This is a genomic window from Terrabacter sp. 01T434, assembly GCF_056398545.1.
This window is the reverse complement of the sequence record NZ_JBFTPP010000001.1, coordinates 377,563-402,135: the sequence shown is the minus strand read 5'-3', so window position 1 is coordinate 402,135 and position 24,573 is coordinate 377,563. Positions and strand designations below refer to the sequence as shown.

Annotated in this window: 24 protein-coding genes; 12 read left to right on the top strand and 12 right to left on the bottom strand. The window is 70.1% G+C overall.

From position 1 onward, the window contains the following. Positions 1–205: 205 nt before the first annotated feature. Both AC1DIW_RS01980 and AC1DIW_RS01975 read right to left on the bottom strand, forming a co-directional pair. Positions 206–1,057 carry a hypothetical protein gene (locus AC1DIW_RS01980; RefSeq protein WP_442279991.1) on the bottom strand — a complete coding sequence of 284 codons (852 nt, stop codon included), beginning with the start codon at positions 1,055–1,057 and terminating at the stop codon, positions 206–208. 6 nt (positions 1,058–1,063) lie between these two features. Beyond that, positions 1,064–1,663 carry a hypothetical protein gene (locus tag AC1DIW_RS01975; protein ID WP_442279992.1) on the bottom strand — a complete coding sequence of 200 codons (600 nt, stop codon included), beginning with the start codon at positions 1,661–1,663 and terminating at the stop codon, positions 1,064–1,066. A 111-nt stretch (positions 1,664–1,774) separates the two neighbouring features. Between AC1DIW_RS01975 and AC1DIW_RS01970 the strand changes: the two genes are divergently transcribed. Continuing rightward, positions 1,775–2,539: a DUF5995 family protein gene (locus tag AC1DIW_RS01970; RefSeq protein ID WP_478106270.1), complete on the top strand. Its 765-nt coding sequence runs from the start codon at positions 1,775–1,777 to the stop codon at positions 2,537–2,539. A 172-nt stretch (positions 2,540–2,711) separates the two neighbouring features. Further along, the gene (locus AC1DIW_RS01965; RefSeq protein ID WP_442279994.1) at positions 2,712–2,942 is read left to right on the top strand and encodes a hypothetical protein; all 231 of its coding nucleotides are present in this window, start codon (positions 2,712–2,714) and stop codon (positions 2,940–2,942) included. Between the two features lie 65 nt (positions 2,943–3,007). Here the strand turns inward: AC1DIW_RS01965 and AC1DIW_RS01960 are convergent, their stop codons facing one another. Beyond that, complete coding sequence (locus AC1DIW_RS01960; RefSeq protein WP_478106269.1) at positions 3,008–3,598, bottom strand: carboxymuconolactone decarboxylase family protein; 591 nt, start codon at positions 3,596–3,598, stop codon at positions 3,008–3,010. Between the two features lie 94 nt (positions 3,599–3,692). Continuing rightward, entirely contained in the window at positions 3,693–5,750 is a 2,058-nt protein-coding gene (locus AC1DIW_RS01955; RefSeq protein WP_478106268.1) for a fibronectin type III domain-containing protein, read from the bottom strand. 319 nt (positions 5,751–6,069) lie between these two features. On the opposite strand from AC1DIW_RS01955, the gene AC1DIW_RS01950 reads away from it, so the two are divergent. Next, positions 6,070–6,273, top strand: a complete 204-nt coding sequence (locus AC1DIW_RS01950; protein WP_009777120.1) for a cold-shock protein — start codon at positions 6,070–6,072, stop codon at positions 6,271–6,273. Between the two features lie 74 nt (positions 6,274–6,347). Here AC1DIW_RS01950 and AC1DIW_RS01945 read toward each other — a convergent pair whose 3' ends face one another. The 6 genes from AC1DIW_RS01945 to AC1DIW_RS01920 all read right to left on the bottom strand — a co-directional run bounded on the left by AC1DIW_RS01945 (position 6,348) and on the right by AC1DIW_RS01920 (position 12,060). Continuing rightward, positions 6,348–7,457 carry a sensor histidine kinase gene (locus AC1DIW_RS01945; protein WP_442279997.1) on the bottom strand — a complete coding sequence of 370 codons (1,110 nt, stop codon included), beginning with the start codon at positions 7,455–7,457 and terminating at the stop codon, positions 6,348–6,350. Then, entirely contained in the window at positions 7,454–8,131 is a 678-nt protein-coding gene (locus tag AC1DIW_RS01940) for a response regulator transcription factor (RefSeq protein WP_442279998.1), read from the bottom strand. Before AC1DIW_RS01940 ends, AC1DIW_RS01945 begins: the two co-directional genes overlap by 4 nt. Before the next feature lie 143 nt (positions 8,132–8,274). Beyond that, positions 8,275–9,375 carry a lactonase family protein gene (locus AC1DIW_RS01935; protein WP_478106267.1) on the bottom strand — a complete coding sequence of 367 codons (1,101 nt, stop codon included), beginning with the start codon at positions 9,373–9,375 and terminating at the stop codon, positions 8,275–8,277. 135 nt (positions 9,376–9,510) lie between these two features. Continuing rightward, positions 9,511–10,596, bottom strand: a complete 1,086-nt coding sequence (gene ychF, locus AC1DIW_RS01930) for a redox-regulated ATPase YchF (protein WP_442280000.1) — start codon at positions 10,594–10,596, stop codon at positions 9,511–9,513. Positions 10,597–10,663: 67 nt separating this feature from the next. Next, positions 10,664–11,203: a histidine phosphatase family protein gene (locus AC1DIW_RS01925; RefSeq protein WP_478106266.1), complete on the bottom strand. Its 540-nt coding sequence runs from the start codon at positions 11,201–11,203 to the stop codon at positions 10,664–10,666. Next, positions 11,200–12,060, bottom strand: coding sequence for a thioesterase family protein (locus AC1DIW_RS01920; protein WP_478106265.1), 861 nt, complete (start codon positions 12,058–12,060; stop codon positions 11,200–11,202). The genes AC1DIW_RS01925 and AC1DIW_RS01920 overlap by 4 nt, the downstream gene beginning before the upstream one ends. A 139-nt stretch (positions 12,061–12,199) precedes the next feature. Between AC1DIW_RS01920 and AC1DIW_RS01915 the strand changes: the two genes are divergently transcribed. Next, on the top strand, positions 12,200–13,402 hold the full coding sequence (locus AC1DIW_RS01915; protein WP_478106264.1) for a DNA recombination protein RmuC: 1,203 nt from the start codon (positions 12,200–12,202) through the stop codon (positions 13,400–13,402). 9 nt (positions 13,403–13,411) lie between these two features. On the opposite strand, the gene AC1DIW_RS01910 is transcribed toward AC1DIW_RS01915, so the two are convergent. Beyond that, the gene (locus tag AC1DIW_RS01910; protein ID WP_442280004.1) at positions 13,412–14,446 is read right to left on the bottom strand and encodes a 4-hydroxy-3-methylbut-2-enyl diphosphate reductase; all 1,035 of its coding nucleotides are present in this window, start codon (positions 14,444–14,446) and stop codon (positions 13,412–13,414) included. A gap of 342 nt (positions 14,447–14,788) precedes the next feature. On the opposite strand from AC1DIW_RS01910, the gene xseA reads away from it, so the two are divergent. Both xseA and AC1DIW_RS01900 read left to right on the top strand, forming a co-directional pair. Continuing rightward, the gene (gene xseA / locus AC1DIW_RS01905; RefSeq protein WP_442280021.1) at positions 14,789–16,036 is read left to right on the top strand and encodes an exodeoxyribonuclease VII large subunit; all 1,248 of its coding nucleotides are present in this window, start codon (positions 14,789–14,791) and stop codon (positions 16,034–16,036) included. A gap of 10 nt (positions 16,037–16,046) precedes the next feature. Continuing rightward, positions 16,047–16,331: an exodeoxyribonuclease VII small subunit gene (locus AC1DIW_RS01900; protein ID WP_478106263.1), complete on the top strand. Its 285-nt coding sequence runs from the start codon at positions 16,047–16,049 to the stop codon at positions 16,329–16,331. Between the two features lie 12 nt (positions 16,332–16,343). Here the strand turns inward: AC1DIW_RS01900 and AC1DIW_RS01895 are convergent, their stop codons facing one another. Beyond that, positions 16,344–17,066: a DUF4245 domain-containing protein gene (locus AC1DIW_RS01895; RefSeq protein ID WP_478106262.1), complete on the bottom strand. Its 723-nt coding sequence runs from the start codon at positions 17,064–17,066 to the stop codon at positions 16,344–16,346. A gap of 96 nt (positions 17,067–17,162) precedes the next feature. Between AC1DIW_RS01895 and glpX the strand changes: the two genes are divergently transcribed. The 6 genes from glpX to AC1DIW_RS01865 all read left to right on the top strand — a co-directional run bounded on the left by glpX (position 17,163) and on the right by AC1DIW_RS01865 (position 24,568). Further along, positions 17,163–18,155 carry a class II fructose-bisphosphatase gene (gene glpX, locus AC1DIW_RS01890; protein ID WP_442280007.1) on the top strand — a complete coding sequence of 331 codons (993 nt, stop codon included), beginning with the start codon at positions 17,163–17,165 and terminating at the stop codon, positions 18,153–18,155. 10 nt (positions 18,156–18,165) lie between these two features. Then, the gene (locus tag AC1DIW_RS01885) at positions 18,166–19,104 is read left to right on the top strand and encodes a carbohydrate kinase family protein (protein ID WP_478106261.1); all 939 of its coding nucleotides are present in this window, start codon (positions 18,166–18,168) and stop codon (positions 19,102–19,104) included. A 235-nt stretch (positions 19,105–19,339) separates the two neighbouring features. Continuing rightward, entirely contained in the window at positions 19,340–20,698 is a 1,359-nt protein-coding gene (locus AC1DIW_RS01880; protein ID WP_478106260.1) for an ABC transporter substrate-binding protein, read from the top strand. Continuing rightward, positions 20,695–21,852, top strand: coding sequence for a carbohydrate ABC transporter permease (locus tag AC1DIW_RS01875; protein WP_478106259.1), 1,158 nt, complete (start codon positions 20,695–20,697; stop codon positions 21,850–21,852). Before AC1DIW_RS01880 ends, AC1DIW_RS01875 begins: the two co-directional genes overlap by 4 nt. Continuing rightward, positions 21,849–22,712, top strand: a complete 864-nt coding sequence (locus AC1DIW_RS01870; RefSeq protein ID WP_478106258.1) for a carbohydrate ABC transporter permease — start codon at positions 21,849–21,851, stop codon at positions 22,710–22,712. Before AC1DIW_RS01875 ends, AC1DIW_RS01870 begins: the two co-directional genes overlap by 4 nt. Before the next feature lie 143 nt (positions 22,713–22,855). Continuing rightward, positions 22,856–24,568, top strand: coding sequence for a fumarate hydratase (locus tag AC1DIW_RS01865; protein WP_478106257.1), 1,713 nt, complete (start codon positions 22,856–22,858; stop codon positions 24,566–24,568). The last annotated feature ends 5 nt before the right edge of the window (positions 24,569–24,573 follow it).

Sequence of the window (24,573 nt, the reverse complement as noted above, 5' to 3'; positions counted from 1 at the left end):
CGGAATGCTCTTTCGATTGGGATGGGGGAGTCCGGACGTGATCGAGAGAGCGATCCGTCCGCGTTCGGCGGGGCCGCCGGGCGGACGGAATGCCCTTTCGATCGTCAGCGGCCGGTCTGGTCGTCGTCGCGTCCGCGGAGGTAGCGCGCGACCGCGTCACCACTCGCCTCGGGGAGCTCGGCGGTGTCCTGCGGTTCGAGGTGACTCAGCCGGCCTCAGCGCGCGTCGCCATGGCGCGCCAGAGCCACAGTGAGGCCGCGAGCGTGGCGACGAAGCCACCGAGCATCAGCCAGGTCAGGGGGCGGTCGGTGTAGAGGTCGGTGCGCGCCCGCACCGCGCCGACGAGCATCAAGGTCAGCATGATCACCTCGACCTCGACCATGAGCCTCAGGCGCACCCACCGACTGTCGCGGAGCACGACGAGACCGGCGCTGCCCAGGCAGAAGACCGCACCGACCACGCGGGCCGTCAACGGGGTCAGCAGCCAGGGCCACACGGGGATGACCACCGACGGGACCGCGAACATGACGAGTCCCTGCACGAGCGCCAGCCCGGAACCGGCCGCGACGACGACACGGGCCACCCGGCCGATGCGCAGTTCGTCCGGGTGTGGGGGCGCGGCCACGCGCTGGTTGGCGACCCAGACGGCGAGCACGAGGAACGGGGCCGTGAAGTAGAGCCCGGCCCAGAGCCAGAAGGCGACATGGCCGTGGTTGAAGCGGTCCCAGTGGATCACCGTGGCGACGCCGAGCAGGGCGGCGAAGAGGGTGACCGAGACCAGCCCCGCGCTCAGCCGGGCCCACCGCCGCTCACGCACGACCCGGATGAAGAACCACGCACCGCCAAGGTAGGCGGAAGCGAGCACCATCGGGGTCAGGTCCGGTCTGATGGTCCAGGCGAAGAGGCGGCCGGTGTCGGCCGGGAACCCGTAGAGGATGACGAAGGCCGTGAGAAGGATCGGCACGAGCACGACGGCGAGGGCCCGCGTGGCGGGCAGGACCCGGTCGTCACGCTGGGCCAGGGCCGCGGACGGGGACGGCGAGGCGGCCGGTGTCACGGACGCTCACGTCCTCGACCGGTCGACGGCGTCGAGCAGCGCGGCATACGACGCGACGAGCGCCCGGCGCTCTCGGGACAGCAGCGGATCCGACATCGAGCAGCCGCGCCGAACCCAGGCGTCCGACAGGTCCATGGCCTCGACACGCCTCGTCGCAGCAAGTCGGACACGTTGCGGGTCGACGGCGTAGACGTAGGCGTAGAGGGCGCTGAGCGCACCCACCAGATCCTCGGTCGTCACGTCGTCGTCGTGCTGGTGCGCGCGGTGCACGCGCCACCACTCGACCTCGAGCTCCGCCGCCCGGGTGGGATCGAGGTCGAGCCCGCTGCTGCTCGCAACGAGCGCATAGAACTCTCGCATCAGCTCGCGTGCGCGGTCAGGGTCGTTGTCCGGGAAGGGTGCCCACGCCTGGTTGGCGCGCAGGACGAGCCAAGCCCCGCGGAGCGTGTCGCGACGGTTCATGCCGAAACCGGCCGCCACCATCCCGACCGAGGCGCGCAGGAACATCACCCACTCGTGCCGGTAGTAGGCCACCCACGCGTTCGTCTCGCGCCGTCCGACAGCCACGGCATCGAAGGACCTCGGTCCAGGCGTCCGTGCTCTCATCCGGCCTCCTCGACCAGGAGCGCCCCGCGCGACGACGTCCGGATTCGACTGACGCCGTGCGACTCTCGCTCCAGAATAGGAGCGAGGGACGGCTTGCGTGAGGAGAACGCGATGACCGAGGCCGTGGGCGGGCGGACCATCGACGACGTCCTCACCCGGATGACCGCGACCCTCTCGGCGATGCCCCGGGAGCTGGCGGCGCGGCGCACCTTCCTCGCCACCTACCAGCGCACGACGCGGGCGGTCGCCGAGGCCCTCGAGGCCGCCGCGTTCGAGGACCCGGGCTGGGTGGAGGCCTGGGACGTCGTCTTCGCCGACCTCTACCTCGACGCGCTCGAGGCCGACCTCGCGGGCGACCCGCGGCATCGGGCGCCCCGGCCCTGGCGTCTCGCCTTCGACGCTCCCCCGACCCTGCCGCCCTTGAGGCAGGTGCTCCTCGGCATCAACGCCCACATCAACTACGACCTGCCGCAGGCTCTGCTCGGTGTCATCAGCGACGCGGACTTCACCGACCCGGTCCTGCTCGACAGACGGCGGCGCGACCACGAGCGCATCGACGGGGTCCTCGCCGCCCGAGTCGCGGCAGAGGACGACGAGCTGAGCGCCCAGAGTGCCAAGAGCGTGCTCGACCGGGTGCTGACGCCGCTCAACCGTGCGGCGTCGACGCGGTTCCTGCGCGAGGCCCGCACGAAGGTGTGGCACAACACCATGGAGCTCCAGCGGGCCCGCGTCGTCGACCCGGAGGCGTATGCCGTCCGGCTCGCCGAGCTGGAGGTGCTGAGTGCCGCTCGCATCGCCGACCTGCTCGCGCCGGGTCAGGTGCTGCTCCGGTTGGCGATCGCGGGTTTCGGCGTCGTGCTGCCCCCGGAGGGCTGAGTCCCGACCTGCGCTCGCGGCCGGTGACGACGCGTGACACCTGACCTTGTCTCCGCTGGCCTCACGCACGGCTCGTGGGATGCTGGCACCACAGGGTTCGAAGGCACAGCGGCTCCGCGAGCGCCCACGGCGGCAGCGGGGCGCACCAGCCGGCGACGGAGGAGGAACGACCGTGACCGCACAGCACCCCAGCCACGACGAGGTCCCGGAGGCGGACCGGCTCGAGCAGCAGGCCCCGGTCGACCCGCCACCGCCCTCCGACCAGGAGGCCATCGTCGACGTCGCCGACACCGGCCCTGGGGCCCTTGCGGACCAGGCCGACGAGGCCGACGAGGCGGACCGGCTCGAGCAGCGCGAGCTGGTGGCCGGTGCGGACGACGAGGACTACCCGCACGAGGCGTAGGTGCAGGCTCAGCACGGCCCCCGACCCGGTCGCGTCAGGGCGTCAGGATCCGTGACGTCGGCTGCTCACGGTTCTGCGACGGGTCGGCCGACGACCATGGAGCTCAGCAGGGCCTCCGGGAACGTCTCCGCGGTCTGGACGTCGAGCTGGGCGCCGAGCCCGTCGAGGACGGCAGTGAAGAAGCAGCGAGCTGAGGCGGCGAACACGACATCGGCGATCTCTTCGTCGGTGAGTCCGACGGTCCGCAGGCGTTCGACGTCGTCCGCACCGACCGAGGACGCGTCCGCGGCAACCTTCGCCGCGAACTGGTAGACGGCGCGGTCCTGGAGGTCGAGTGCCGCTCCGTCGGGGTGCTCGGTGATGGAGCGCATCGTGGTCTCGTCGGCGCAGACGTCCCTCAAGAACTTCGAATGGGCCGCGGTGCAGTACGTCGACCGGACCGCACGGGCGGCAGCGATGGTGGCGATCTCGAAGCGGCGCCGGTTCATGCCGTCGCGGATCGTCGCGTTGAGCGCGTTCCAGGCCTGCGCCACGTCGGGGCGGGTCGAGAACGCTGCGGCGTAGTTGGGCAGGAAGCCCCACGCGGCACGTTGGGTGCGGTAGTACTCGGCGAGGTCGCCTGCAGCATCGTCCTCGCTCACGGGTGTGATGAACACCTCCCCATTCTCACCGTGATGCGATGGGCTGGGAAGAGCCCCACCACCAGCCCTGGCGTCCGTCGGCCTGACCAGGCGTCCGGGCCTGCCCACGCTAGGGCGCCGTCACCGTGACCGGGTTGGAGTTGGGGCTGCTCCCGACCGAGTTCACCGCCCTGACCTTGTAGGTGTACGTCGTGCCCGAGACGACGGTGGTGTCGCTGTAGGTCCTGGCGTTGGGGTCGGTGACCCGGGCGAGCTGGACGTTGTCGCGCAGGATGATCCACTTGTCCGCAGCTCCGCCACCGCCTCCCGCGACCCATGACAGGTTGATGCTCGCGGTCCCGGTCGTGGCACTCAAGGTGGGCTGGGTCGGCGCACCCACCAAGGAGCTGTCGGCGCTCACCTCGTTGGAGTCGGGACTGGAGCCGACGGTGTTGACCGCTCTCACGGCATAGAAGTAGGTCGTGCCTGACGGGGGCAGGGCATCACCGAACGTGGTGGTGCCTGCCGGCACACTGGCCAGGAGGCTGCGTTGCCCCGATGTCGTGCCACGGTAGACGTCGTACCTCGTGAGAGCGGGGTTGCCGGGCGATGTCGGCGCCGTCCAGCTGAGCGTGACCCCCGAGCTGTCCAACGTCGCGGTCAGGGCCGAGGGCGCAGACGGGGCCGCCGGGGCGGTGGCCCCCGGTGTCACCGTGAGCTCGTTGCTGTAGGGGCCGCTACCGACACCGTTGACGGCGAGCACCTTGTACGAGTAGGCGGTTGCGTTGGTCACTGTCGTGTCGGTGTAGATCGTCCCGCTGGAGACGGTGGCCAGCGCCGCGTTGGGATACGTCGTCGCGCTCGCCAGCTTGCGCCAGATCTTGTACCGAAGGATCGTCGATCCCCCGTCGCTCGAGGGAGGTTGCCAGCTCAGGTACACGACGCCGTCGCCCGCGGTCCCGCTGAGCACGGGTGCTCCCGGGACGGACGTCGACGCGGTGTCGATCCACATGGCGAAGTGCTGCTGCGCCACGCCGCCGGCCTTGGTGAAGTCGCCGCCGAGGTAGAGCCGAGTGGCGTCGGATCCCATGGACCAGACCCCGAGGGCACTGTTGATGACGGGGGCCCACGGCAGGATGGCTCCCGTCCCTGCGTCGACGGCGGCGATCTTGTTGCGCGTCTGGTCGCCGAACGAGGCGGTTCCGCCGAAGTGCCCGCCGCAGTAGACGGTGGTGCCGACGACTCGGACCGACTGCATGTTCCCGTTGGAGTGCCACGTCCATCGGACGGCACCGGTGGCCGCGTCGACCGCGGTGCAGGCGCCCCCGCTGCCCGCGACGGCCTCGTAGATCGTGGTGCCGTCGGTGGCGAGGTCAAGGATGGTCGCCGTGCTGGTGCCGTTGTTGGGCTTGGACAGGAAGCCTCGAACCGGGGTGCCGGTGCTGGGATCGACGACGGCGATTCGCCGTGTGGATGCCACACCGTTGATGTCCCCGAAGTCCCCGCCGAGCACGACGTTGCCGTTGTTCAGCACGAGAAGCGCCCAGACCCGCCCGCTCGGAGGGACGTCGCTCGGGGTCGGGTTGGCGGTCGGCCGGAACGCCGTGTCGAAGGCACCGGTCGAGGCGCTGACCTTCGCCACCTTCGCCTGGGCATACGTCGTGGTGCCCGACGTGACGGTGTTCCAGTTGCCGCCAACGAAGAGCGCGCCGGCGCTGAGCCGCATGACGTCGACCGGGCCGTCGAGCTTGGGGCCCACCCAGCCGGGCTCGAGCGCGCCGCTGCTCAGCGTGACGGCAGCCAGCTTGTCCCGGTTGACGCCACCGACCTTGCTGAACGTGCCGCCGAGGAACAGCCTGCTGCCATCCGTTGCCAGCGCGTTCACCGAACCGTTGACGCTGGGGCGCCAGGTTGAGTCGAACTGACCGGTGGCCGGATCGAAGAGGGCGACGTTGGTGGCAGCGAACTGGGTGTTCCCGACGCTGTCGACCACGGCCGTGAACGACCCACCGACGACCACCCTGCCGCTGGGGAGGGGCAGGATGGCCGACACCCTGCCGTCCACCCCCCAGGTCTGGGCCGGGGCGGTCGGCACGACGGCCTGCGCCGCCGCTGCTGCCACCACCGCCAGCGCAACAGCCACGACACCGGCAAAGGCTGACCGGACAACAGCTACGCGAGCAAACATTCTGCGCTCCTTGAGGGAGACGACCCTGGACCCGAATGCGACAAGGCTAGGGCGGGGTCCGTCGCTGGTACGCAAAACCGCCAGATGCCCCACGCTCTTCCCATATCGCTGGTCATGGCGTTGTCCCATAACGCGGTTGACCGGGGCAAAGACGCCGGCGGCTGCTACCGTCAGTCCCGGTTGCCGTCCGAGTCCACGTACGAACGGACTCGGCTCGACTGAGCCACCGCGCGAAGGTTCGCGTGTCGCGCTCGTCGTGACCATCGGCAGCCTGAGGTCTCCACACGGGAGGCCTCGCTGACAAGAAGAGGCAACACCAGTGGCAACAGGCACCGTGAAGTGGTTCAACAGCGAAAAGGGCTTCGGCTTCATTGAGCAGGACGGCGGCGGCGCCGATGTCTTCGTTCACTACTCGGCCATCGAGAGCGGCGGCTACCGCGAGCTGCAGGAGGGCCAGAAGGTCGAGTTCGACGTCACGCAGGGCCCCAAGGGCCCCCAGGCCGAGAAGGTCAAGGGCATCTGACCCCAAGACACCTCCGGTGACTTCGGTCCCGAGCGAAACCCCCGACCATCCGGTCGGGGGTTTCGCGTTTGGCGTCAGGCCGGCAGCCGCACGAGGAACCTGCACCCGGGCCCGTGGTTGCTCACGCTCACGGTCCCGCGGTGCGCCTCGACGAGGCCCCGGACGATCGCCAGTCCCAGCCCCGCGCCGGTCCCGGTCTCCGGGGTTCGGGCTGAGCTGCCTCGCCAGGCCACGTCGAACACGCGCTCGAGCTCGTCCGGGTGGATTCCTCCGCACGCGTCCGTGACGCTGAGCTCGATGGCGGCGCCGTCCCGGCGCCCTTCCACGAGGATCGCACCGTCGGCGGGCGTGTGCCGGATCGCGTTCATCACGAGGTTGCCCACCACCCGCGACAGGGCGTCGGGGTCGGCGCGCACCTCGAGATCCGGGCCGACCTCGCCGTCGATGACGACGCGCCCGGCAGCGGCGACCGGGCTCGCACCGGCGATGCACTCGCTCACGACGTCGCGCAGCGCCAACGGCTGTACGCAGAGGTTGAGAGTGCCGGCGTGGATCCGGGACAGCTCGAACAGGTCGTCGACCATGGCCGTCATGCGGTCGGCCTGTTTGAGCATCTGGTGGTGGTACCGGGCAGGATCGGGGGCCAGGCCGTCCTCGAGCGCCTCGGCCATCGCGCGCAGTCCGGCCAACGGTGTCCGGAGGTCGTGCGACACCCACGCCACGAGCTCGCGCCGTGACTGCTCGAGCTGACGTTCGCGCGCCTGGGCAGCGCGCAGCAGGTCGCCGCTCCGGGCCAGCTCGTCACCAACCGCCCGGATCTCGCGCGGTTCGGCACCCGTCGGCATGACGACTTCCCCGGCTCCGAGCTCGGCGGCCATGGCCCGCAACCGGAGGGTCGAGCTCACGAGCGTCCGGGCCAACAGCAGGGAGAACGCCATCGACACCGCTCCCGAGACGGCGCACACGAGGACGATGACGGCGAGGTCGTGCCGGGACAGGAACATCGCCTGCGCCGTGCCGACCACCCCGGCCACGACTCCGCCGATCGCGACGGCGGCGATGAGCCATGCCGACCACTGGATCGGCGCGCGCCTCGTGCGCCACCCGACCAGCGCGCCGATCAGCCCGATCGCCAGGGACCAGCCGCCCGCGATGAGGACGATGACGAGCTGGTCGTGCGTCACGACGGCTCCCATCGGTAGCCGACCCCCCAGACGGTCAGCAACCGCGTCGGCCGCGTCGGGTCGGCCTCGACCTTCTCGCGCAGTCGCCGGACGTGGACCGTGACGGTCGACTGGTCACCGAAGGACCACCCCCAGACCTCGCGCAACAGATCCTCGCGCGTCCAGACCTCACCAGCATGGGACACGAGGAAGTGCAGCAGGTCGAACTCGCGCACCGTCAGGGGAAGGGGTTGCCCGTCCCGTGTCACGACGTGCGCGGTGGGGTCGACCACGAGCGTGCCGTCGCTCACGCGCGCCCCGCGCATGTTGCCCATCTGCACCCTGCGCAGGACCGAATCCACCCGCAGTGCCAGCTCGCGCGGACTGAACGGCTTGGTGACGTAGTCGTCCGCCCCGAGCCGCAGCCCCACCAGGCGGTCGGACTCGGACCCCAGGGCGGTGAGCATGATGATCGGCACGTCGGTGCTCTCCCGCAGCCGCCGGCACACCTCGAGGCCACCGACCCCGGGCAGCATCAGGTCGAGAACCACGAGGTCGGCGCGACGGCGCTGCATCGCCGACAGCGCGGCCTCACCGTTGCCCACCGCGGTGACCTCGTGCCCGCCGGCCCGAAGGTAGGACACGACGACCTCGCGCACCGTCTGGTCGTCGTCGACGACGAGCACCTCAGCCACGCTCAGCTCCTTGCACCGCAGGGGAACTGCCGACCGGCATCTTCAAAGGTTAGTGCTGCGAGGGTGGGCCCGCTCGGGCCTTCCGGGGTGCCGGGCAGGGTGCCCGCTCGTGGAGCGGACACCCTGCTGACGCGGACGAACGGTCAGTCGGCGGTGAGGCCGGCCGGGCCGTATGCGGTGCCGGCAGCGGTTCCGGCGGGGGTGAGCTGCCCGTGGCCGCCGATGGCGAACGAGGACACCGACCCGTCCCCGAGTCGCACCGACAGGGTCCTCCCGTCGGGCGAGACGGCAGCGTCGGTCGGGCCGGCACCGGTGGTGGCGGCGACTGCCGCCTCGAGCGTGAGCGAGCCGTCGGGGGCGATGCGGTACGAGGAGATCGACGGACTCGCAGCATTGACGACGTAGGCCAGATCACCGGCGACGACCACCCAGCAGGCGGCCAGCTGCGTGTCCGGCAGGGCACTGGTGATCACGCCGAACGGTCGAACGCGGTAGGACGAGACGGACCCTGTGACAGCTTCCGACACGATGGCCCTCCCGCGCCGGTCGAAGTCGAACCCGTACGGCGTCGTGCCTGCTGAGGCGTGCGGTCGCGCGTGCCCGGCGGAGCCACCGACGACGCCGAACGTCTCGATGCGGTTGGCCGCCTTCTCGGTCACCACGAGCGAGCGCCCGTCGGGGGTGAACGAGACCTGCGCCGCGTCGGTGGTGCCACCTGCGGGATTGGGCGTCAGGTGCCGAGTGGATTCGGACAACCGGCTCAGGTGCCCGCTTGCGTCGTAGCGGAACCCGTTGATGGTGTCGTTGCCCTGGTTGAGCACGTAGCCCACCCCGTCCCGGACGGTGACGCTCACCGGCAAATCGCCGCCGGAGCTGATCCGGTCGCGCAGGACGAGGCCGTGCTCGGTTGACGCCAGAGCAGACACCGAGTCGTCACCGGCGTTGACCACGAAGAGGATTCGGCCGTCACGGACGAGACCTCCTTGGGAGTGCAGCGATGCACCGGCACCGGCGCCACCGGTGGCGACGGTCCCGGCTGGGTGCAGGGAGCCATCCCGGTAGCGGTCGAAGACGGCGACGGCATTGTTCCCCGACGCGTTGGTCGCCTCGTAGACGTGCCCGACGACGGCCCGAGACCCGGTTGCTTGGACGGCGGCGGGCGCGGTGCCCGCTGCGCCGACGAGCATCGCGGCAGCCGCCGCGGCGGTGGCTGCCGCGAGGATCGATGTGCGGGTGGTGTTCATGAGCCGTGCCTTTCGAGTAGCGGTTGGGGTTGTCCCAGTCAACCGCCGTCCGCTGGCCGGCACTCCGTGCTCTCGCCGCTCGTAAGAGGCCTGTAAGAACGACCCTGCTCCACTGATCAGGCTCTACCTGCGGCTCTACACGTTGAAGCGGAACTCCACGACGTCGCCGTCGGCCATGACGTAGTCCTTGCCCTCGATGCGGACCTTGCCGGCCGCCTTGGCGGCGTTCATGTTCCCCGCCGCGACGAGGTCCTCGAAGCTGACGATCTCGGCCTTGATGAAGCCGCGCTGGAAGTCGGTGTGGATGACACCGGCGGCCATCGGGGCGGTCCAGCCCTTGCCGATCGTCCAGGCGCGCGACTCCTTGGGACCGGCCGTGAGGTAGGTCTGCAGGCCGAGCGTGTGGAAGCCTGTCCGGGCGAGCTGGTCGAGCCCCGACTCCTCGGCGCCGAAGCTCTGGAGCAGCTCGAGAGCCTCGTCGGGCTCCATCTCCATGAGGTCCATCTCGAGCTTGGCGTTGAGGAAGACCGCGTCGGCCGGCGCTGCGAGCTCGCGCAGCGAGGCCTGCAGCTCGGTGTCGGCGAGCTGCTCCTCGTCGAGGTTGAAGACGTAGATGAAGGGCTTGGTCGTCAGCAGTCCCAGCTGCTTGGCCTCGGCGAGGTCGACCCCGGCGGCCGGCCCCGCGGCATACAACGTGTCGCCCGCCTCGAGGACCTTCTGCGCGGCGAGCGCGAGGTCGACGGCCGCCTTCTTGTCCTTGTTGACCCGGGCCTCCTTCTCGAGACGCGGCACGGCCTTCTCGAGGGTCTGCAGGTCGGCGAGGATGAGCTCGGTGTGGATCGTCTCGATGTCGCTCGCGGGGCTGACCTTGCCGTCGACGTGCACGACGTCGCCGTCCTCGAAGGCACGCACGACCTGGCAGATCGCGTCGGCCTCACGGATGTTGGCGAGGAACTTGTTGCCGAGGCCCTCCCCCTCCGAGGCGCCGCGGACGATGCCGGCGATGTCGACGAAGCTCACCGTGGCGGGCAGGATCTTCTCGGAGGAGAAGATCTCGGCGAGCGCGCCCAGGCGCGCGTCCGGCAGCGGGACGACGCCGACGTTGGGCTCGATCGTCGCGAACGGGTAGTTCGCGGCGAGCACGTTGTTCTTGGTCAGCGCGTTGAAGAGCGTCGACTTGCCGACGTTGGGGAGACCGACGATTCCGATGGTGAGTGCCACGAGGACAAGAGTTTAGTGGCGATCCTGCGTGGTGCCGACCACGAGGGCGTATGCCGGCACCGGGCGCTCAGGTGAGCGTCCACTCCCAGCCGGGCTGCCACCCGAACGGCGCGCTGACGAGCTGCTCGAGCGGCGTGCCGTCGAGCAGGTGCTGCAGCGCCCATCGGTTGGCCGAGTGCGCGATGACGAGCAACCGCTCCCCGTCATGGTCACGCCGCACGTCGTCGAGGAAGGACGCCGTCGCCTGGACGACCTCGCGGTAGCTCTGGCCCCCGCCGGGAAACGGCACCTCGATGTGGGCGAGCCGGACGCGCTCGAGCTCGGTCACCGGGCAGCCGTTGAGGCGGCCGTAGTCGCACTCACGCAGCCGGGCGTCGACACGCACGGCCACGGCGCTGCCGCCGTAGGCCAGCTCGGCGGTCTGGAGCGCACGCGCGAGGTCCGAGGAGTAGACGGCCGCGAAACCGTCCGCGGGACGTCGCTCTCCCAGCGCGACCGCGAGGCGGCGTCCCTGGTCGGAGAGTCGCCCGGGGCGCCAGCCGGTCGCGATGCCCTGCTCGTTGTCCTCGGTGATGGAGTGCGTCTCGTAGACCAGCTCGACCGTCACGCGCCGTCCCGGGCGCCACCTCGGGGCAGCCGGACGCCGCAGAGCTGGCGCGACTGGGCGACGAGGTTGCCTGCGGAGTCCCAGATCATGGCGTCCTCCTCCATCATGCCGCCGCCGAGGGTGTCGCTGCCTAGCGAGACCTGCAGCCAGCCCGGCTGGGGCCGGCGTCGCACGTGGCCCGTGAACTCGAGCGTCGGGGTCCAGCCGAAGAGCCCGAGGTCGAAGGCGACGGGCGGGAGCGCGTCGAGCGCCATCACGAGCATCGTGGTGTCGGGCTCGCGGCCGTCGCGCAACCGTAGCCAGCCGCGCATGACGCCCCGCATCGACGGCTTGCCCATCGCCCACCCGGCCGTGCTCGGGTCGAGGCGCAGGTCGAGGCGCTCGAGGAACTTCGCGTTGGCGAGGAAGTCCGGGGGCGCCTGGTCGGCCGAGACGCACTGCTCGGGCGGCGGCATCTCGGGCGGGGACGCCTGGCGCTGGACGTCGAGATCGGTGAGGTTGCCGAACGAGCCGATGGCGCGCATCCGCTCGACGGGCTGCCCGTCGTCGTCCGTCTGGTGGATCGCCATCTGCCCGGTGGAGAGCTTGCGGCCACAGCGCATGACCTCGGTCGTCACCGTGAACGGGCCCGGTTGCGACGCCGTCATGAAGTACGCCGAGAGCACGACCGGATCCACGTGCTCTGTCGTCTCGGTGGGGTCGGCGGCCAGGTGCTCGCCGAGCGCGCGCAGCGCCGTGGTCATGACGAGGCCTCCGTTGACGGCGTTGCCGATCATCCAGTCCTCGTGGAAGGCGCCGTGGCGCTGCGTGGGGTCGTTGCCGGCCTCGAGCCGGGTCGCGTCGTCGTACTCGGTCACGGGACAGGTCTAACAGACCCTGCCGACCTCGCAGGCACGCCGGGCGTATGCCGTCGGCCACGTCGGTCGGCAGGGCCGGGTCGCCCGCCACCGGGTGTCGCGGACCCCTCCTGTCGGCGGCGTCTGGGACGGTGCTCGCATGGACCTCACCGCTCTGCTCGTCGGGCTCGTCATCGGCGCACTCGTCGGCGGCCTGCTCGCGTGGCTGTCGGCCCGCTCGACCCTGCTCGCCCGCTCCGCGGGGGCGGAGGCCGAGCGTGACGTCCTGCGCGACCGGGTGGCCGACCTCGAGGCCGCCCGCGACGTCGACGACACGACCGCCGCCCTGCTCACTCCCCTGCGCGACACCATCGGTCGCGTCGAGCGGCAGGTCGGGGCGCTCGAGCGGGATCGGTCACTGCAGTTCGGCCAGCTCGGCGAACGCCTCACCGAGGTCAGCCGGTCCACCGAGTCGCTGCGTTCCGAGACCGCGACCCTGGCGACAGCGCTCAACGCGTCGACGATCCGCGGCGCGTGGGGCGAGGTGCAGCTGCGCCGGGTGCTCGAGCTCTCCGGACTGCTCGCACGCTGCGACTTCGACGAGCAGGTCACGAGCGTGAGCCGGCACGGGGCGACCGTGCGGCCCGACGCCGTCGTCAACCTTCCCGGCGCGCGCCACGTCGTCGTCGACTCCAAGGCGCCGATGGCGCATTTCCTGCAGGCGCACAGCGAGACGGTCGACGAGGTCGAGAGGGCCGAGCTGCTCGCCGCCCACGCGACCGCCCTGCGGCGACATGTCGAGGGCCTGGCGGCCAAGGCCTACTGGAGCGCCTTCACCCGCTCCCCCGAGGTCGTCATCTGCTTCGTCCCCGGCGAGGCGATCCTCGCCACGGCACTCGCCGACGACCCCGGCCTCTACGAGCACGCGCTCTCGCGCAAGGTCGTCCTGGCCTCGCCGGGCACCCTCTTCGCGGTGCTGCGCACCATCGGGGCCATCTGGCAGCAGGACGCGCTCGAGCAGAACGCCCGCGAGCTCCTCGCCATCGGCCAGGACCTCTACGCCCGCCTCGCCACCCTCGGCGGTCACGTCACGACGATGGGCCAGTCGCTGTCCCGGTCGGTCGAGCAGTACAACAAGTTCGTCGGCACGCTGGAGTCGCGAGTGCTCGTCACGGCGCGCCGGATGCACGAGCTGCACCTGGCCAGCGACGCCCCGCCGACCCTGACGCCCCTCGAGGTCGCTCCGCGCTCGCTCAGCGCGGCCGAGCTGACCGACGACCTCGGCCGCGACGCACGCGACGACGCCTTCCTGGCGCGCGAGTCCCCGCCCGGGCACGCCTCGAGCGTAGAGGCCTCCGCCTGACGCGGCGGCTCAGTGAAGGGAGCCGGAGTCCTCGAACGCGGCGTCGTGGCGCACGTTCCCGGCGTCCTCACCCTTGCGGGCCTTGAGGTCGCGCCGCAGCTCGTTCGGCAGCGAGAAGAGCAGCGACTCCTCCGCCGCGATGACGGCCTCGACCTCGCCGTAGCCGCGCTCGGCGAGCCACGAGAGCACGTCACGGACGAGCACCTCGGGGACGCTGGCGCCCGAGGTCACGCCGACCGTCGTCACGCCCTCGAGCCACTCCTCGTGGATCTCGTCGGCGAAGTCGACCAGGTGCCCGTCACGGGCGCCGTGCTCGACCGCGACCTCGACGAGACGCACGGAGTTCGACGAGTTGCGCGACCCCACGACGATCATGAGATCGGTGTCCTTGGCCATCTGCTTGACCGCCAGCTGTCGGTTCTGCGTGGCGTAGCAGATGTCGTCGGACGGCGGGCTCTGCAGCAGGGGGAACTTCTCCTTGAGCCGGGCGACCGTCTCCATCGTCTCGTCGACCGAGAGCGTGGTCTGCGACAGCCAGACGACCTTCTCCGGATCGCGGACGGTGACGTTCTCGACGTCGTCGGGCCCGTCGACGAGCGTGATGTGGTCGGGCGCCTCCCCGGAGGTCCCCACGACCTCCTCGTGGCCCTCGTGGCCGATGAGCAGGATGTCGAAGTCGTCGTCAGCGAAGCGGACGGCCTCGCGGTGCACCTTGGTCACGAGCGGGCAGGTCGCGTCGATCGTCTTGAGGCTTCGGGCCCTCGCCTCGTCGTGGACCACCGGAGCGACGCCGTGGGCGGAGAAGATCACGGTGGCGCCCTCGGGCACCTCGTCCGTCTCGTCGACGAAGATCGCTCCACGCTTCTCGAGCGTCCTGACGACGTGCTTGTTGTGCACGATCTGCTTGCGCACGTAGACGGGCGGACCGTAGAGCTCCAGGGCCTTCTCGACGGTCACGACGGCACGGTCGACACCGGCGCAGTAGCCGCGTGGCGCTGCGAGGAGGACCTTCTTGCCGGACGTCTGGTCGACTGGCTCACTCATGGCCTCATCGTACGGGGACCGGTCGGTGACTCCCGACTCGTCGTTCCCGCGGCCACCAACGCGCACCGCCTCAGCACGTCGAGCGTAGGCACGTCGAGCGTCGGCACGTTGAGCGTCGGCACGTGGTGGAGCAGGACGGCGCCCGCTTGACGGCATACGCCCCGGCATCGGTGACGAGTCGGTGGACCTCCGCGATGGCGCCCCGTGCCACCCACTCCGTCGAGCTGACCCGACCCAGCGCGAGCTGCTCCGCGATCCAGGGGGCCGGCATCGACAGTCACCGCGCCGACGGTTGGTGGGCGCCACCGGGACGGCAACACGTTTAGGGTGGCGCGGGTGAGCATGACGAGCCCGCTGCCCGACAAGGCCGCCGACACGACGGCCGAGCAACCCTGGCCGGTGCGCGTGCTCAGTCTCAAGATCTCCGACTACGTCGACCGGATGAGCCAGCTGTGGGTCGAGGGCCAGGTCGTGCAGTTCAACCCACGCGGCGGCACCGCCTTCCTCACGCTGCGCGATCCCGACGTCGACATGTCCTTGTCGGTGTCGGTGCCGATGAACGCCGTCAACGCGATGCCGATCCCGCTCGCGCAGGGCGCTCGGGTCGTGCTCCAGGCCAAGCCGACCTTCTGGACCAAGCGCGGCACCCTGCAGCTCGAGGCCCGTCAGATCCGCCCCGTCGGCATCGGCGACCTCCTCGCCCGAGTCGAGATCCTCAAGCGCACGCTCGCCGCAGAGGGGGTCTTCGACGTCGGGCGCAAGCGACCGATCCCCTTCCTGCCGCACCGTGTCGGCCTCATCACCGGCCGCAACTCCGCGGCCGAGAAGGACGTCGTCGAGAACGCCCGGCGTCGTTGGCCCGCAGTCGTCTTCGAGATCCGCGAGGTCGCGGTCCAGGGGAGCTCGGCCGTCACCGAGGTGGTCGAGGCCCTCCGCGAGCTCGACGCCATCCCAGCCGTGGACGTCATCGTCATCGCCCGCGGTGGCGGGGCGCTCGAGGAGCTGCTGCCCTTCTCCAACGAGGCCATGATCCGCGCCGTCGCACAGGCCCGGACGCCCGTCATCAGCGCCATCGGCCACGACGTCGACACGCCCCTGCTCGACCTCGTCGCCGACTGGCGCGCGTCGACGCCGACCGATGCCGGCAAGAAGGTGGTCCCCGACGCGGCCCACGAGCGGGCTCTGGTCGACACCGCCCGCGACCGCGTCCGACGGGCCCTGGTGCGCCGGGTCGAGGCGGAGCGGTCGGGGCTTCGCTCCCTCGTCTCTCGTCCGGTCATGGCCGACCCGGTCGCGCTCGTCCGGGTCCGACGACAGGAGGTGGCCGCCCTGCGGGCGCGGGCCACGAGCCGCATGGAGGCGCGGCTGCACCGTGCCGCCGACCAGGCCGAGCACCTCCGCCGGCAGGTCGTCGCCCTCTCCCCCCAGTCGACCCTGGAGCGGGGCTATGCCGTCGTGCAGCACCGCGACGGGCGCATCGTCATGGACCAGGACGACGTCGGGGTGGGCGAGCTGCTGCGGGTCCGCGTGGCCCGGGGCGACTTCGGCGTGCGGCCGGTGTCGGCCGGCGCAGACGACAGCACGTCGTAGGGTGACGCCCATGGCTGACGCGACGACGACCGACGGCTCGTTCCCCGACATCGCCGGCATGCGCTACGAGGACGCCCGCGAGGAGCTCATCGCGATCGTCGCGAAGCTCGAGGCGGGTCAGGCGCCGCTCGAGGACTCGATGCAGCTCTGGCGTCGCGGCGAGGCACTGGCCGCGCACTGCGCGACGTGGCTCGACGGGGCGCAGGCCGAGGTCGAGCGGACCACACGCCCGCCCGCTGCCGCGGGTGAGCTCCACGCCGACGACGACATCTTCGACGAGGACGACGGCTCCTGACGCACGCTCCGGTCAGCCGGTCGGGCTGGCCGGCGCAGGCCTGACGCCCGGTGCCGGCTTCACCGGCCCCAGAGCCGCGACGAAGGCCTTGAGCTCGTCCTCCGGCGCCGTCCCGCTCGCCACGAGGGTCAGCCCCTTGGCTCCCTGGCCCTTGGCGACGTAGGCGAGCTGGCCCTTGTCGCTCGCGACGAACTTCTCGAAGGTGCGACCCGAGACCGTCACGGTGCCGGCGGCCGCGCCGTCGTCGACGGAGCGGTCGACCCAGCCCTGCGTGGCACCGACGGCCTGTTTGAGGGCGATGTCGGCGCCGCTCGGGGTGCTCCAGACCGTCGTGAACGTCGGCACCTTCTCCGTGCCCGGCGCGTACGTAGCCACCGTCGGCACCCAGCCGTCGCCGAGGCCCGTGGGCAGCTCGATCGGCCAGGTCGTCTGCGCAGCGACCTGGCTCGCCTTCGCGGCCGCGTCGACCGCCGGTCGCTGGACGTGCGTGATGCGCGGCACGATGGCCACGAGCGCCAGGACCAGCAGCGCGATGACGAACATCGAGCGGAACATGTTGGGGAACGTGCCGAGCGAGTAGCGGCTCGGCGGAGCAGCCGGCACCGTCGCCTGCACCGACTCCGTCGCCTGCACCGCCTGCACCGCCTCCCCCGCCTCCGTCGACTCCGTCGGCTCGCTCGCCGGGGTCGTGGTGCTCTCTGCCGGGGGTGTCGACGGGGTCGACGGGGTGCTCATGCCCCCCATCGTCCCCGACTCCCGGACACCATCCAAACCCGGCCGTGCTCACCGCTAGGCTGGCGCGGACTTGTTCTGCGCCGACGGAGGACCTTGATGAAGCACAGCCAGCCGGATCGCAACCTCGCTCTCGAGCTGGTCAGGGTGACCGAGGCGGCAGCCATGGCCGGAGGTCGCTGGGTCGGCCGCGGCGAGAAGAACAAGGCAGACGGTGCCGCCGTCGAGGCCATGCGCGCGATGATCTCGACCGTCAGCATGCGCGGGGTCGTCGTCATCGGTGAGGGCGAGAAGGACAACGCCCCGATGCTCTTCAACGGCGAGCAGGTCGGTGACGGCACCGGCCCCGAGGTCGATGTCGCCGTCGACCCGATCGACGGCACGACGCTGACCGCCAAGGGCATGAACAACGCCGTCGCCGTCATGGCGGTCGCCAACCGCGGCGCGATGTACGACCCGTCCGCCGTGTTCTACATGGACAAGCTCGCGACCGGACCCGATGCGGCCGACGTCGTCGACATCCGGCTCCCGGTCGCCGAGAACATCCGGCGCATCGCCAAGGCCAAGCGGGAGACCCCGGCCGACGTCACGGTCGTCATGCTGGACCGTCCGCGCCACGACCAGCTCGCCGAGGAGATCCGCAACACTGGTGCCCGCATCCGCTACATCGTCGACGGTGACGTGGCGGGTGCCGTCATGGCGGCCCGTCCCGACACCGGCGTCGACCTGCTCCTCGGCATCGGCGGCACCCCGGAGGGCATCATCGCCGCGTGCGCCATCAAGTGCACCGGCGGCGTCATCCAGGGCAGGCTCTGGCCCAAGGACGACGAGGAGCGCCAGAAGGCCCTCGACGCCGGTCACGACCTCGACCGCGTCCTGTCCACCGACGACCTCGTCGTGGGCGAGTGCTTCTTCGTCGCGACCGGCATCACCGACGGCGAGCTGCTCCGCGGCGTGCGCTACGGCGCGAAGTCGGCGCGCACCAACTCCCTGGTCATGCGCTCGCGCAGCGGCACCATCCGCACCATCGACAGCGAGCACCGCTTCGACCGGCCGGGCTGGTTCGGCAGCACCGACATGATCGACGCCTGAGGCGCACGACGTGAGCGAGCGCACCGGGCACGTCCGCACCCTCGTCATCGGCGAGGCCCTCGTCGACGCCGTCACGAGACCCGACGGCGAGACCGAGGAGCACGTCGGTGGCAGCCCGGCCAACGTGGCTTTCGGGCTGGCCGCGCTCGAGCACCCCGTGGACCTCGCGACGTGGATCGCGACCGACGAGCGGGGCGGGCGCATCGAGGACGTATGCCGCGAGCGCGGCGTGACACTCACCGCCGGCTCCCAGGGCGCGCCCTTCACGTCCGTCGCCCACGCGACGATCGACGCCACCGGCGCCGCGACCTACGTGTTCGACCTCGAGTGGCAGGTGGCCGCGGTCCCGGGCCTGACGGCATACGACCACGTCCACACCGGCAGCATCGCGGCCGTCCTCGAACCCGGCGGCAGCCAGGTGCGCGCCCTCCTGGCGGCGGCCCGCGAGCTCGGCGCGACGGTGTCCTACGACCCCAACGCCCGACCGTCCCTGATGGGCCGGCCGGAGCAGGCCCGCCGCCTCGTCGAGAGCTCCATCGCCCTCGCGGACGTCGTCAAGCTGAGCGACGAGGACGTCGAGTGGCTCTGTCCCGGCGAGGCGCTCGACGAGGTGCTGAGCAGGTGGGGAGAGCTCGGCCCGGCCGTCGTCGTCGTGACGCGCGGCGGTGCCGGCGCCGTCGTCCACGTCTCCCGCACCGGCGAGCAGCAGGCCCTGCCCGCGCCCAGCGTCGACGTCGTCGACACCGTCGGCGCCGGCGACTCCTTCATGGCCGGTCTCGTCTCTGGGCTGCTCGACGCAGGGATGCTCGGCGGGACCGAGGCGAGGACGCGACTGCACGACGCTGGCCTCGCCGAGCTGGTGCCCGCCGTGCAGCGCGGGCTGCGCGCCGGGGCGCTCACGGTCGAACGTGCCGGGGCCTACGCCCCGACGCGGGCCGTTCTCACGTAGCCCGGCTCGACCCTCTGGTCACACCCTTCACAGGCGACACACGCCCGGGCCGCCGGTTCCCCGTCGAGGTCGCGGTGGCTGAGCGGGATCGTCGAACGCAGGTACCGGGTAGGTCACGGCCACCCGAATCACTGGACCGACCTGCGAACACGCGGTAGGAATGACTTACTTCACGTGACCGTGGTCACGTTGATCTGGTGGGGATCGACGCACAACTCAACGACGAGGAGCGACCATGAGCGGATTTCCCAGGCGGGCACTGCAGGCGGGTGGGGTGGTCGCCGCGGCAGCCCTGGTGCTGGGCGGCTGCCTGCAGAACCCCAACGCCTCCGGCGGTGGCGGCGCTGGCGGCGGGGCCGGTGGCTTCATCGACGGCGGCACGGCCGACGGCGACAAGGTCGTGACGATCCTCGGGGCGTTCGGTGGTGACGAGGAGAAGAACTTCAAGGCCTCGCTCGCGGACTTCGAGAAGAGCAGCGGCATCAAGATCCAGTACACGTCGGACCAGGACTTCACCACGACCATCAAGCAGAAGGTCGCCGCCGGAGACTCCCCCGACATCGGCCTGTTCCCGCAGCCCGGCGGCATGATCGAGTTCGCGAGCCAGAAGAAGGTCTGGCCCATCGACACCTATCTCGACTACGACAAGCTCCAGAGCACGCTGCTCCCCGGCTTCCTCGACGCCGCCCGCTACAAGGGCAGGGTCTACGGCGCCCCGATGCGCAACGCGGTCAAGAGCATCGTGTGGTACCCCAAGGCTGCCTACACCAAGGGTGGCTACAACACGTCGCCCGACACCATCCAGCAGCTGCAGACCGACGTCGCCGCCAAGATCGCGGCCACCGGCACCACCCCGTGGTGCATCGGGTGGGGGTCCGACCAGGCCACCGGCTGGGTCGGCACCGACTGGGTCGAGGAGCTCATGCTGCGCATGTGGGGCCCCGACGTCTACGACCAGTGGACCTCGCACCGCATCCCCTTCAACGACCCGCGCGTCGTCAAGGCCCTCGACGAGGCCGCCAAGTTCAACAAGGACCCGAAGATGGTCCTCGGCGGCACCAAGGGCGTGCTCAACACCAAGTTCGGCGACGCGATGACCCCGGCCTTCGCCAACCCGCCGAAGTGCCTGCTGCACCGCCAGGGCAACTTCGCCACGACGTTCTACCCCAAGAACGTCCAGGCGGACCTCGACAACCAGGTCGGCATCTACGTCTTCCCGCGGTTCGAGGGCGGCTACAACGGCTCGGCGATCCTCGGCGGCGGCGACCTCGCGGCCCTCTTCAACGGCACGGACCCCGACGCCAAGAAGGTCATGGCCTTCATCACCTCCGACAAGTTCGGCGGCCCCTGGGCCAAGGCCGGCGGTTGGCTCTCACCGCACAAGACGTTCGACGTCAGCAACTACCCGAACGACACGACGCGCAAGATCGCGGCCATCGCCAACAACGCCGCCGTGCTGCGCTTCGACGGCTCGGACCTCATGCCGAAGGCCGTCGGATCGGGAACCTTCTGGACCGAGATGGTCAAGTGGGAGAGCGGGCAGAGCTCCCAGCAGACGGCTGACAACATCGAAGCCTCCTGGCCGAAGTCATGACCGCCCACACCAGCACGGCACCCACGAGCCAGCGTCTGCGCAGCGGGACCGACCCGGACGCGCACCTCCGGACCAACCCGATGAGGGTCGCCCTGGGCCTCGTCGGCATGATCGCCGTGGTCTGGGGCCTGGCCAACCTCTTCCTCGCGTTCGGCTACTACCCCGAGTGGTTCGGCAACAAGTTCGTCATCGGCATCCTCGCGATCATCGGTGGCGTGGGCGGCGCGGCGCTGCTCTTCTACTTCCTCAACATGTTCGTCGAGGGTCTGCCGCGCCGGCTGTCCGAGGGCGTCATCCCCTACGCGTTCATCCTGCCGGGGCTCCTGCTCGTCGGGCTCATGCTCATCTACCCGACCTTCCAGACGATCAACTACTCGTTCGCCAACTCCGACAGCACGGCCTACGTCGGGCTGCAGAACTACAAGACGATCTTCAGCGACCCCGAGTTCTGGCAGTCGATCGTCAACAACGTGCTGTGGCTGCTCATCGTGCCCGCCACCGTCGTCGGGTTCGGCGTCGTCGTCGCCGTCCTGTCCGACAAGCTGTCAGCAGGAGGCGAGAAGGTCGCCAAGAGCATGATCTTCCTGCCGATGGCGATCTCCGCCGTCAGCGCCTCGGCCGTCTGGCTGTTGATCTACGCGTACAACAACCCCGGACAGCCTCAGACCGGCCTGCTCAACGCGATCTGGGTCGGTCTCGGTGGTGAGCCGCAGACGTGGCTCGCCATCGACACCGTCAAGCTCAACTCGATCCTGCTCATGGTGATCCTCATCTGGCTGCAGGCGGGCTTCGCCATGGTGCTGCTCAGCTCCGCCATCAAGGGCGTCCCCGAGGACACCGTCGAGGCGGCGCGCATCGACGGCGCCACCGAGCTGCAGATCTTCTGGCGGGTCGTCATCCCCCAGATCAAGGGGACGATCATCACGGTCTTCGTCACGGTCTTCATCACGGTGCTCAAGATCTTCGACATCGTCTACGTCACGACCAACGGCGCCTACGGCACCAACGTCATCGCGAACCTCTTCTTCAACAAGCTGTTCGCCGCGAGCGAGGCCGGGCAGGCGACCGCCATCGTCGTCGTGCTCCTCATCGCCGTCATCCCGCTCATCTGGTACCAGGTCAAGCACTTCCGCGACGAGGAGGCAGGGCGATGAGCCGCAAGCTGATGAAGGACGGGCGACCCAGGAGCCCCTTCTCGATGGTCACCATGACCATCCTCGCGCTGCTGTGGACCATCCCGACGCTGGGTCTGCTCGTCACCTCGTTCCGCACCCGTGACGACGCCGCGAGCTCCGGCTGGTGGACGGCGCTGCTCCACCCGTTCAGCAGCAGCTGGACGACGAGCAACTACTCCGGGGTCTGGACGGGGGCGGACCTCAGCTCCGGCTTCATCAACAGCATCGTCGTGGCCATCCCGGCCACGGTCATCCCGATCATGTTCGCCGCTTTCGCTGCCTACGCGTTCACGTTCATGGACTTCCCGTTCAAGGAGTTCTTCTTCCTGCTGATCATCGCCGTCATGGTGGTCCCCATCCAGGTGGCCTTCCAGCCGATGCTCAACATCCTCGGCCCCCGTGGTCTCGGCATCAGCGGTCAGTACATCTCGGCGTGGCTGTTGCACACCGGGTTCGGCATGCCACTGTGCATCTACACGCTGCGCAACTACATGAGCACCTTGCCGCGCAGTGTGGTCGAGTCGGCCAAGATCGACGGGTGCAGCCACTTCCAGACGTTCTGGAGGCTCGTCGCACCCATGTCGATCCCGGCCATCGCGGCCTTCGCCACGCTCCAGTTCCTCTGGGTGTGGAACGACCTGCTCATCGCCAAGCTCTTCCTCAAGAGCGAGAACACCACCGTCATCGTCAAGCTCCAGCAGCTCCTCGGCACGCAGGGTCAGGGGCAGGAGCTGCTCACGGCGGGCGCGTTCATCGCGATCGTCGTCCCGATGATCGTCTTCTTCACCCTGCAGCGGTTCATGGTCCGTGGCATGACCTCCGGCGCGGTCAAGGGCTGAGGCACCCGCCTCGGCGACCCCGCACCGACCTGCTCGCCAGTCCCCTCCCGGCCGTCACTAGGCTGGGAGGGGACTGTCGTATGCCGCGGGCTCGGCGGCATACGTCATCACCACGAGCCCACCAAGATCGCGAGGAGCACGTCGTGCCCGACTTCGTCTACGAGGACCTGCTGCCGATCGGCGCCGACGAGACGCCGTACCGGCTGCTGACGACCGAGGGCGTGCGCGCCGTCGAGGGACCGGGAGGACGCACCTTCCTCGAGGTCGACCCGGAGGCCCTGCGGCTGCTGACCGAGACGGCGATGCACGACATCGCCCACTACCTGCGGCCCGGCCACCTGCAGCAGCTGCGCAACATCCTCGAGGACGAGGAGGCCAGCAACAACGACAAGTTCGTCGCGCTCGACCTGCTCAAGAATGCCAACATCGCGGCCGGTGGCGTGCTGCCGATGTGCCAGGACACCGGCACGGCGATCGTCATGGGCAAGCGCGGCCAGCACGTGCTGACGGCGGGCACCGACGAGCGGGCGATCAGCGAGGGTGTGTTCGACGCGTACACCCGCCTCAACCTGCGCTACTCGCAGATGGCGCCGATCACGACGTGGGAGGAGAAGAATACCGGCTCCAACCTCCCGGCCCAGGTCGAGCTCTACGCCGACACCCTCCCGGGCCACGAGGCGCAGTACAAGTTCCTCTTCATGGCCAAGGGCGGCGGGTCTGCCAACAAGAGCTACCTCTACCAGGAGACCAAGGCCATCCTCAACGAGGAGGCGATGATGCGCTTCCTCGACGAGAAGCTGCGGTCGCTCGGCACGGCGGCGTGCCCGCCCTACCACCTCGCCATCGTCATCGGGGGCACGAGCGCCGAGTTCGCCCTGAAGACAGCCAAGTACGCCTCGGCGAAGTACCTCGACACGCTGCCGAAGTCGGGGTCGATCAGCGCCCACGGGTTCCGCGACACCGAGCTCGAGGAGAAGGTCCTCGAGCTGACCCGCCAGTTCGGCATCGGTGCGCAGTTCGGCGGCAAGTACTTCTGCCACGACGTGCGGGTCGTGCGCCTCCCCCGCCACGGCGCCTCGCTGCCGGTGGCGATCGCGGTGTCGTGCTCGGCCGACCGCCAGGTGCTCGGCAAGATCACCGCCGACGGGGTCTTCATCGAGCAGCTCGAGACCGACCCCGCGCGCTTCCTTCCCGACGCCGGGTCGGTCGACCTCGGCGAGCACGAGGACGACGCGGTCGGTGTCAGCTCGACGAGCCGCAACGTCGTCGTGAAGATCGACCTCAACCAGCCGATGGACGACATCCTCGCCGAGCTCTCGAAGCACCCGGTCAAGACGCGACTGTCGCTCACCGGACCGCTCGTCGTCGCCCGGGACATCGCGCACGCGAAGATCAAGGAACGCCTCGACGCCGGCGAGGAGATGCCGCAGTACCTCAAGGACCACCCCGTCTACTACGCCGGTCCGGCCAAGACGCCGGAGGGCATGCCCTCCGGTTCCTTCGGGCCGACCACGGCGGGCCGCATGGACTCCTACGTCGAACAGTTCCAGGCCGCCGGAGGCTCGAAGGTCATGCTGGCCAAGGGCAACCGCAGCAAGCAGGTCACCGACGCCTGCGGCACGCACGGGGGCTTCTACCTCGGGTCGATCGGCGGTCCGGCCGCCCGGCTGGCGCAGGACTGCATCAAGCACGTCGAGGTGCTCGAATACGAAGAGCTCGGCATGGAAGCAGTCTGGAAGATCGACGTCGAGGACTTTCCGGCCTTCATCGTCGTCGACGACAAGGGCAACGACTTCTTCGCCGAGGTGAGCAAGCCGGTGGCCTTCACCATCTCCAGGCGACCCGGACTCCAGTGACAGAC

Excerpts from the sequence above, each read along its gene's own strand:
- AC1DIW_RS01955 (WP_478106268.1), bottom strand. The coding sequence starts at position 5,750 with ATGTTTGCTCGCGTAGCTGTTGTCCGGTCAGCCTTTGCCGGTGTCGTG.
- glpX (WP_442280007.1), top strand. The coding sequence starts at position 17,163 with ATGAAGCACAGCCAGCCGGATCGCAACCTCGCTCTCGAGCTGGTCAGG.
- AC1DIW_RS01915 (WP_478106264.1), top strand. The coding sequence starts at position 12,200 with ATGGACCTCACCGCTCTGCTCGTCGGGCTCGTCATCGGCGCACTCGTC.
- AC1DIW_RS01910 (WP_442280004.1), bottom strand. The coding sequence starts at position 14,446 with ATGAGTGAGCCAGTCGACCAGACGTCCGGCAAGAAGGTCCTCCTCGCA.
- xseA (WP_442280021.1), top strand. The coding sequence starts at position 14,789 with ATGACGAGCCCGCTGCCCGACAAGGCCGCCGACACGACGGCCGAGCAA.
- AC1DIW_RS01870 (WP_478106258.1), top strand. The coding sequence starts at position 21,849 with ATGAGCCGCAAGCTGATGAAGGACGGGCGACCCAGGAGCCCCTTCTCG.
- AC1DIW_RS01895 (WP_478106262.1), bottom strand. The coding sequence starts at position 17,066 with ATGAGCACCCCGTCGACCCCGTCGACACCCCCGGCAGAGAGCACCACG.
- AC1DIW_RS01935 (WP_478106267.1), bottom strand. The coding sequence starts at position 9,375 with ATGAACACCACCCGCACATCGATCCTCGCGGCAGCCACCGCCGCGGCG.
- AC1DIW_RS01970 (WP_478106270.1), top strand. The coding sequence starts at position 1,775 with ATGACCGAGGCCGTGGGCGGGCGGACCATCGACGACGTCCTCACCCGG.
- AC1DIW_RS01880 (WP_478106260.1), top strand. The coding sequence starts at position 19,340 with ATGAGCGGATTTCCCAGGCGGGCACTGCAGGCGGGTGGGGTGGTCGCC.
- AC1DIW_RS01975 (WP_442279992.1), bottom strand. The coding sequence starts at position 1,663 with ATGAGAGCACGGACGCCTGGACCGAGGTCCTTCGATGCCGTGGCTGTC.
- AC1DIW_RS01875 (WP_478106259.1), top strand. The coding sequence starts at position 20,695 with ATGACCGCCCACACCAGCACGGCACCCACGAGCCAGCGTCTGCGCAGC.
- AC1DIW_RS01900 (WP_478106263.1), top strand. The coding sequence starts at position 16,047 with ATGGCTGACGCGACGACGACCGACGGCTCGTTCCCCGACATCGCCGGC.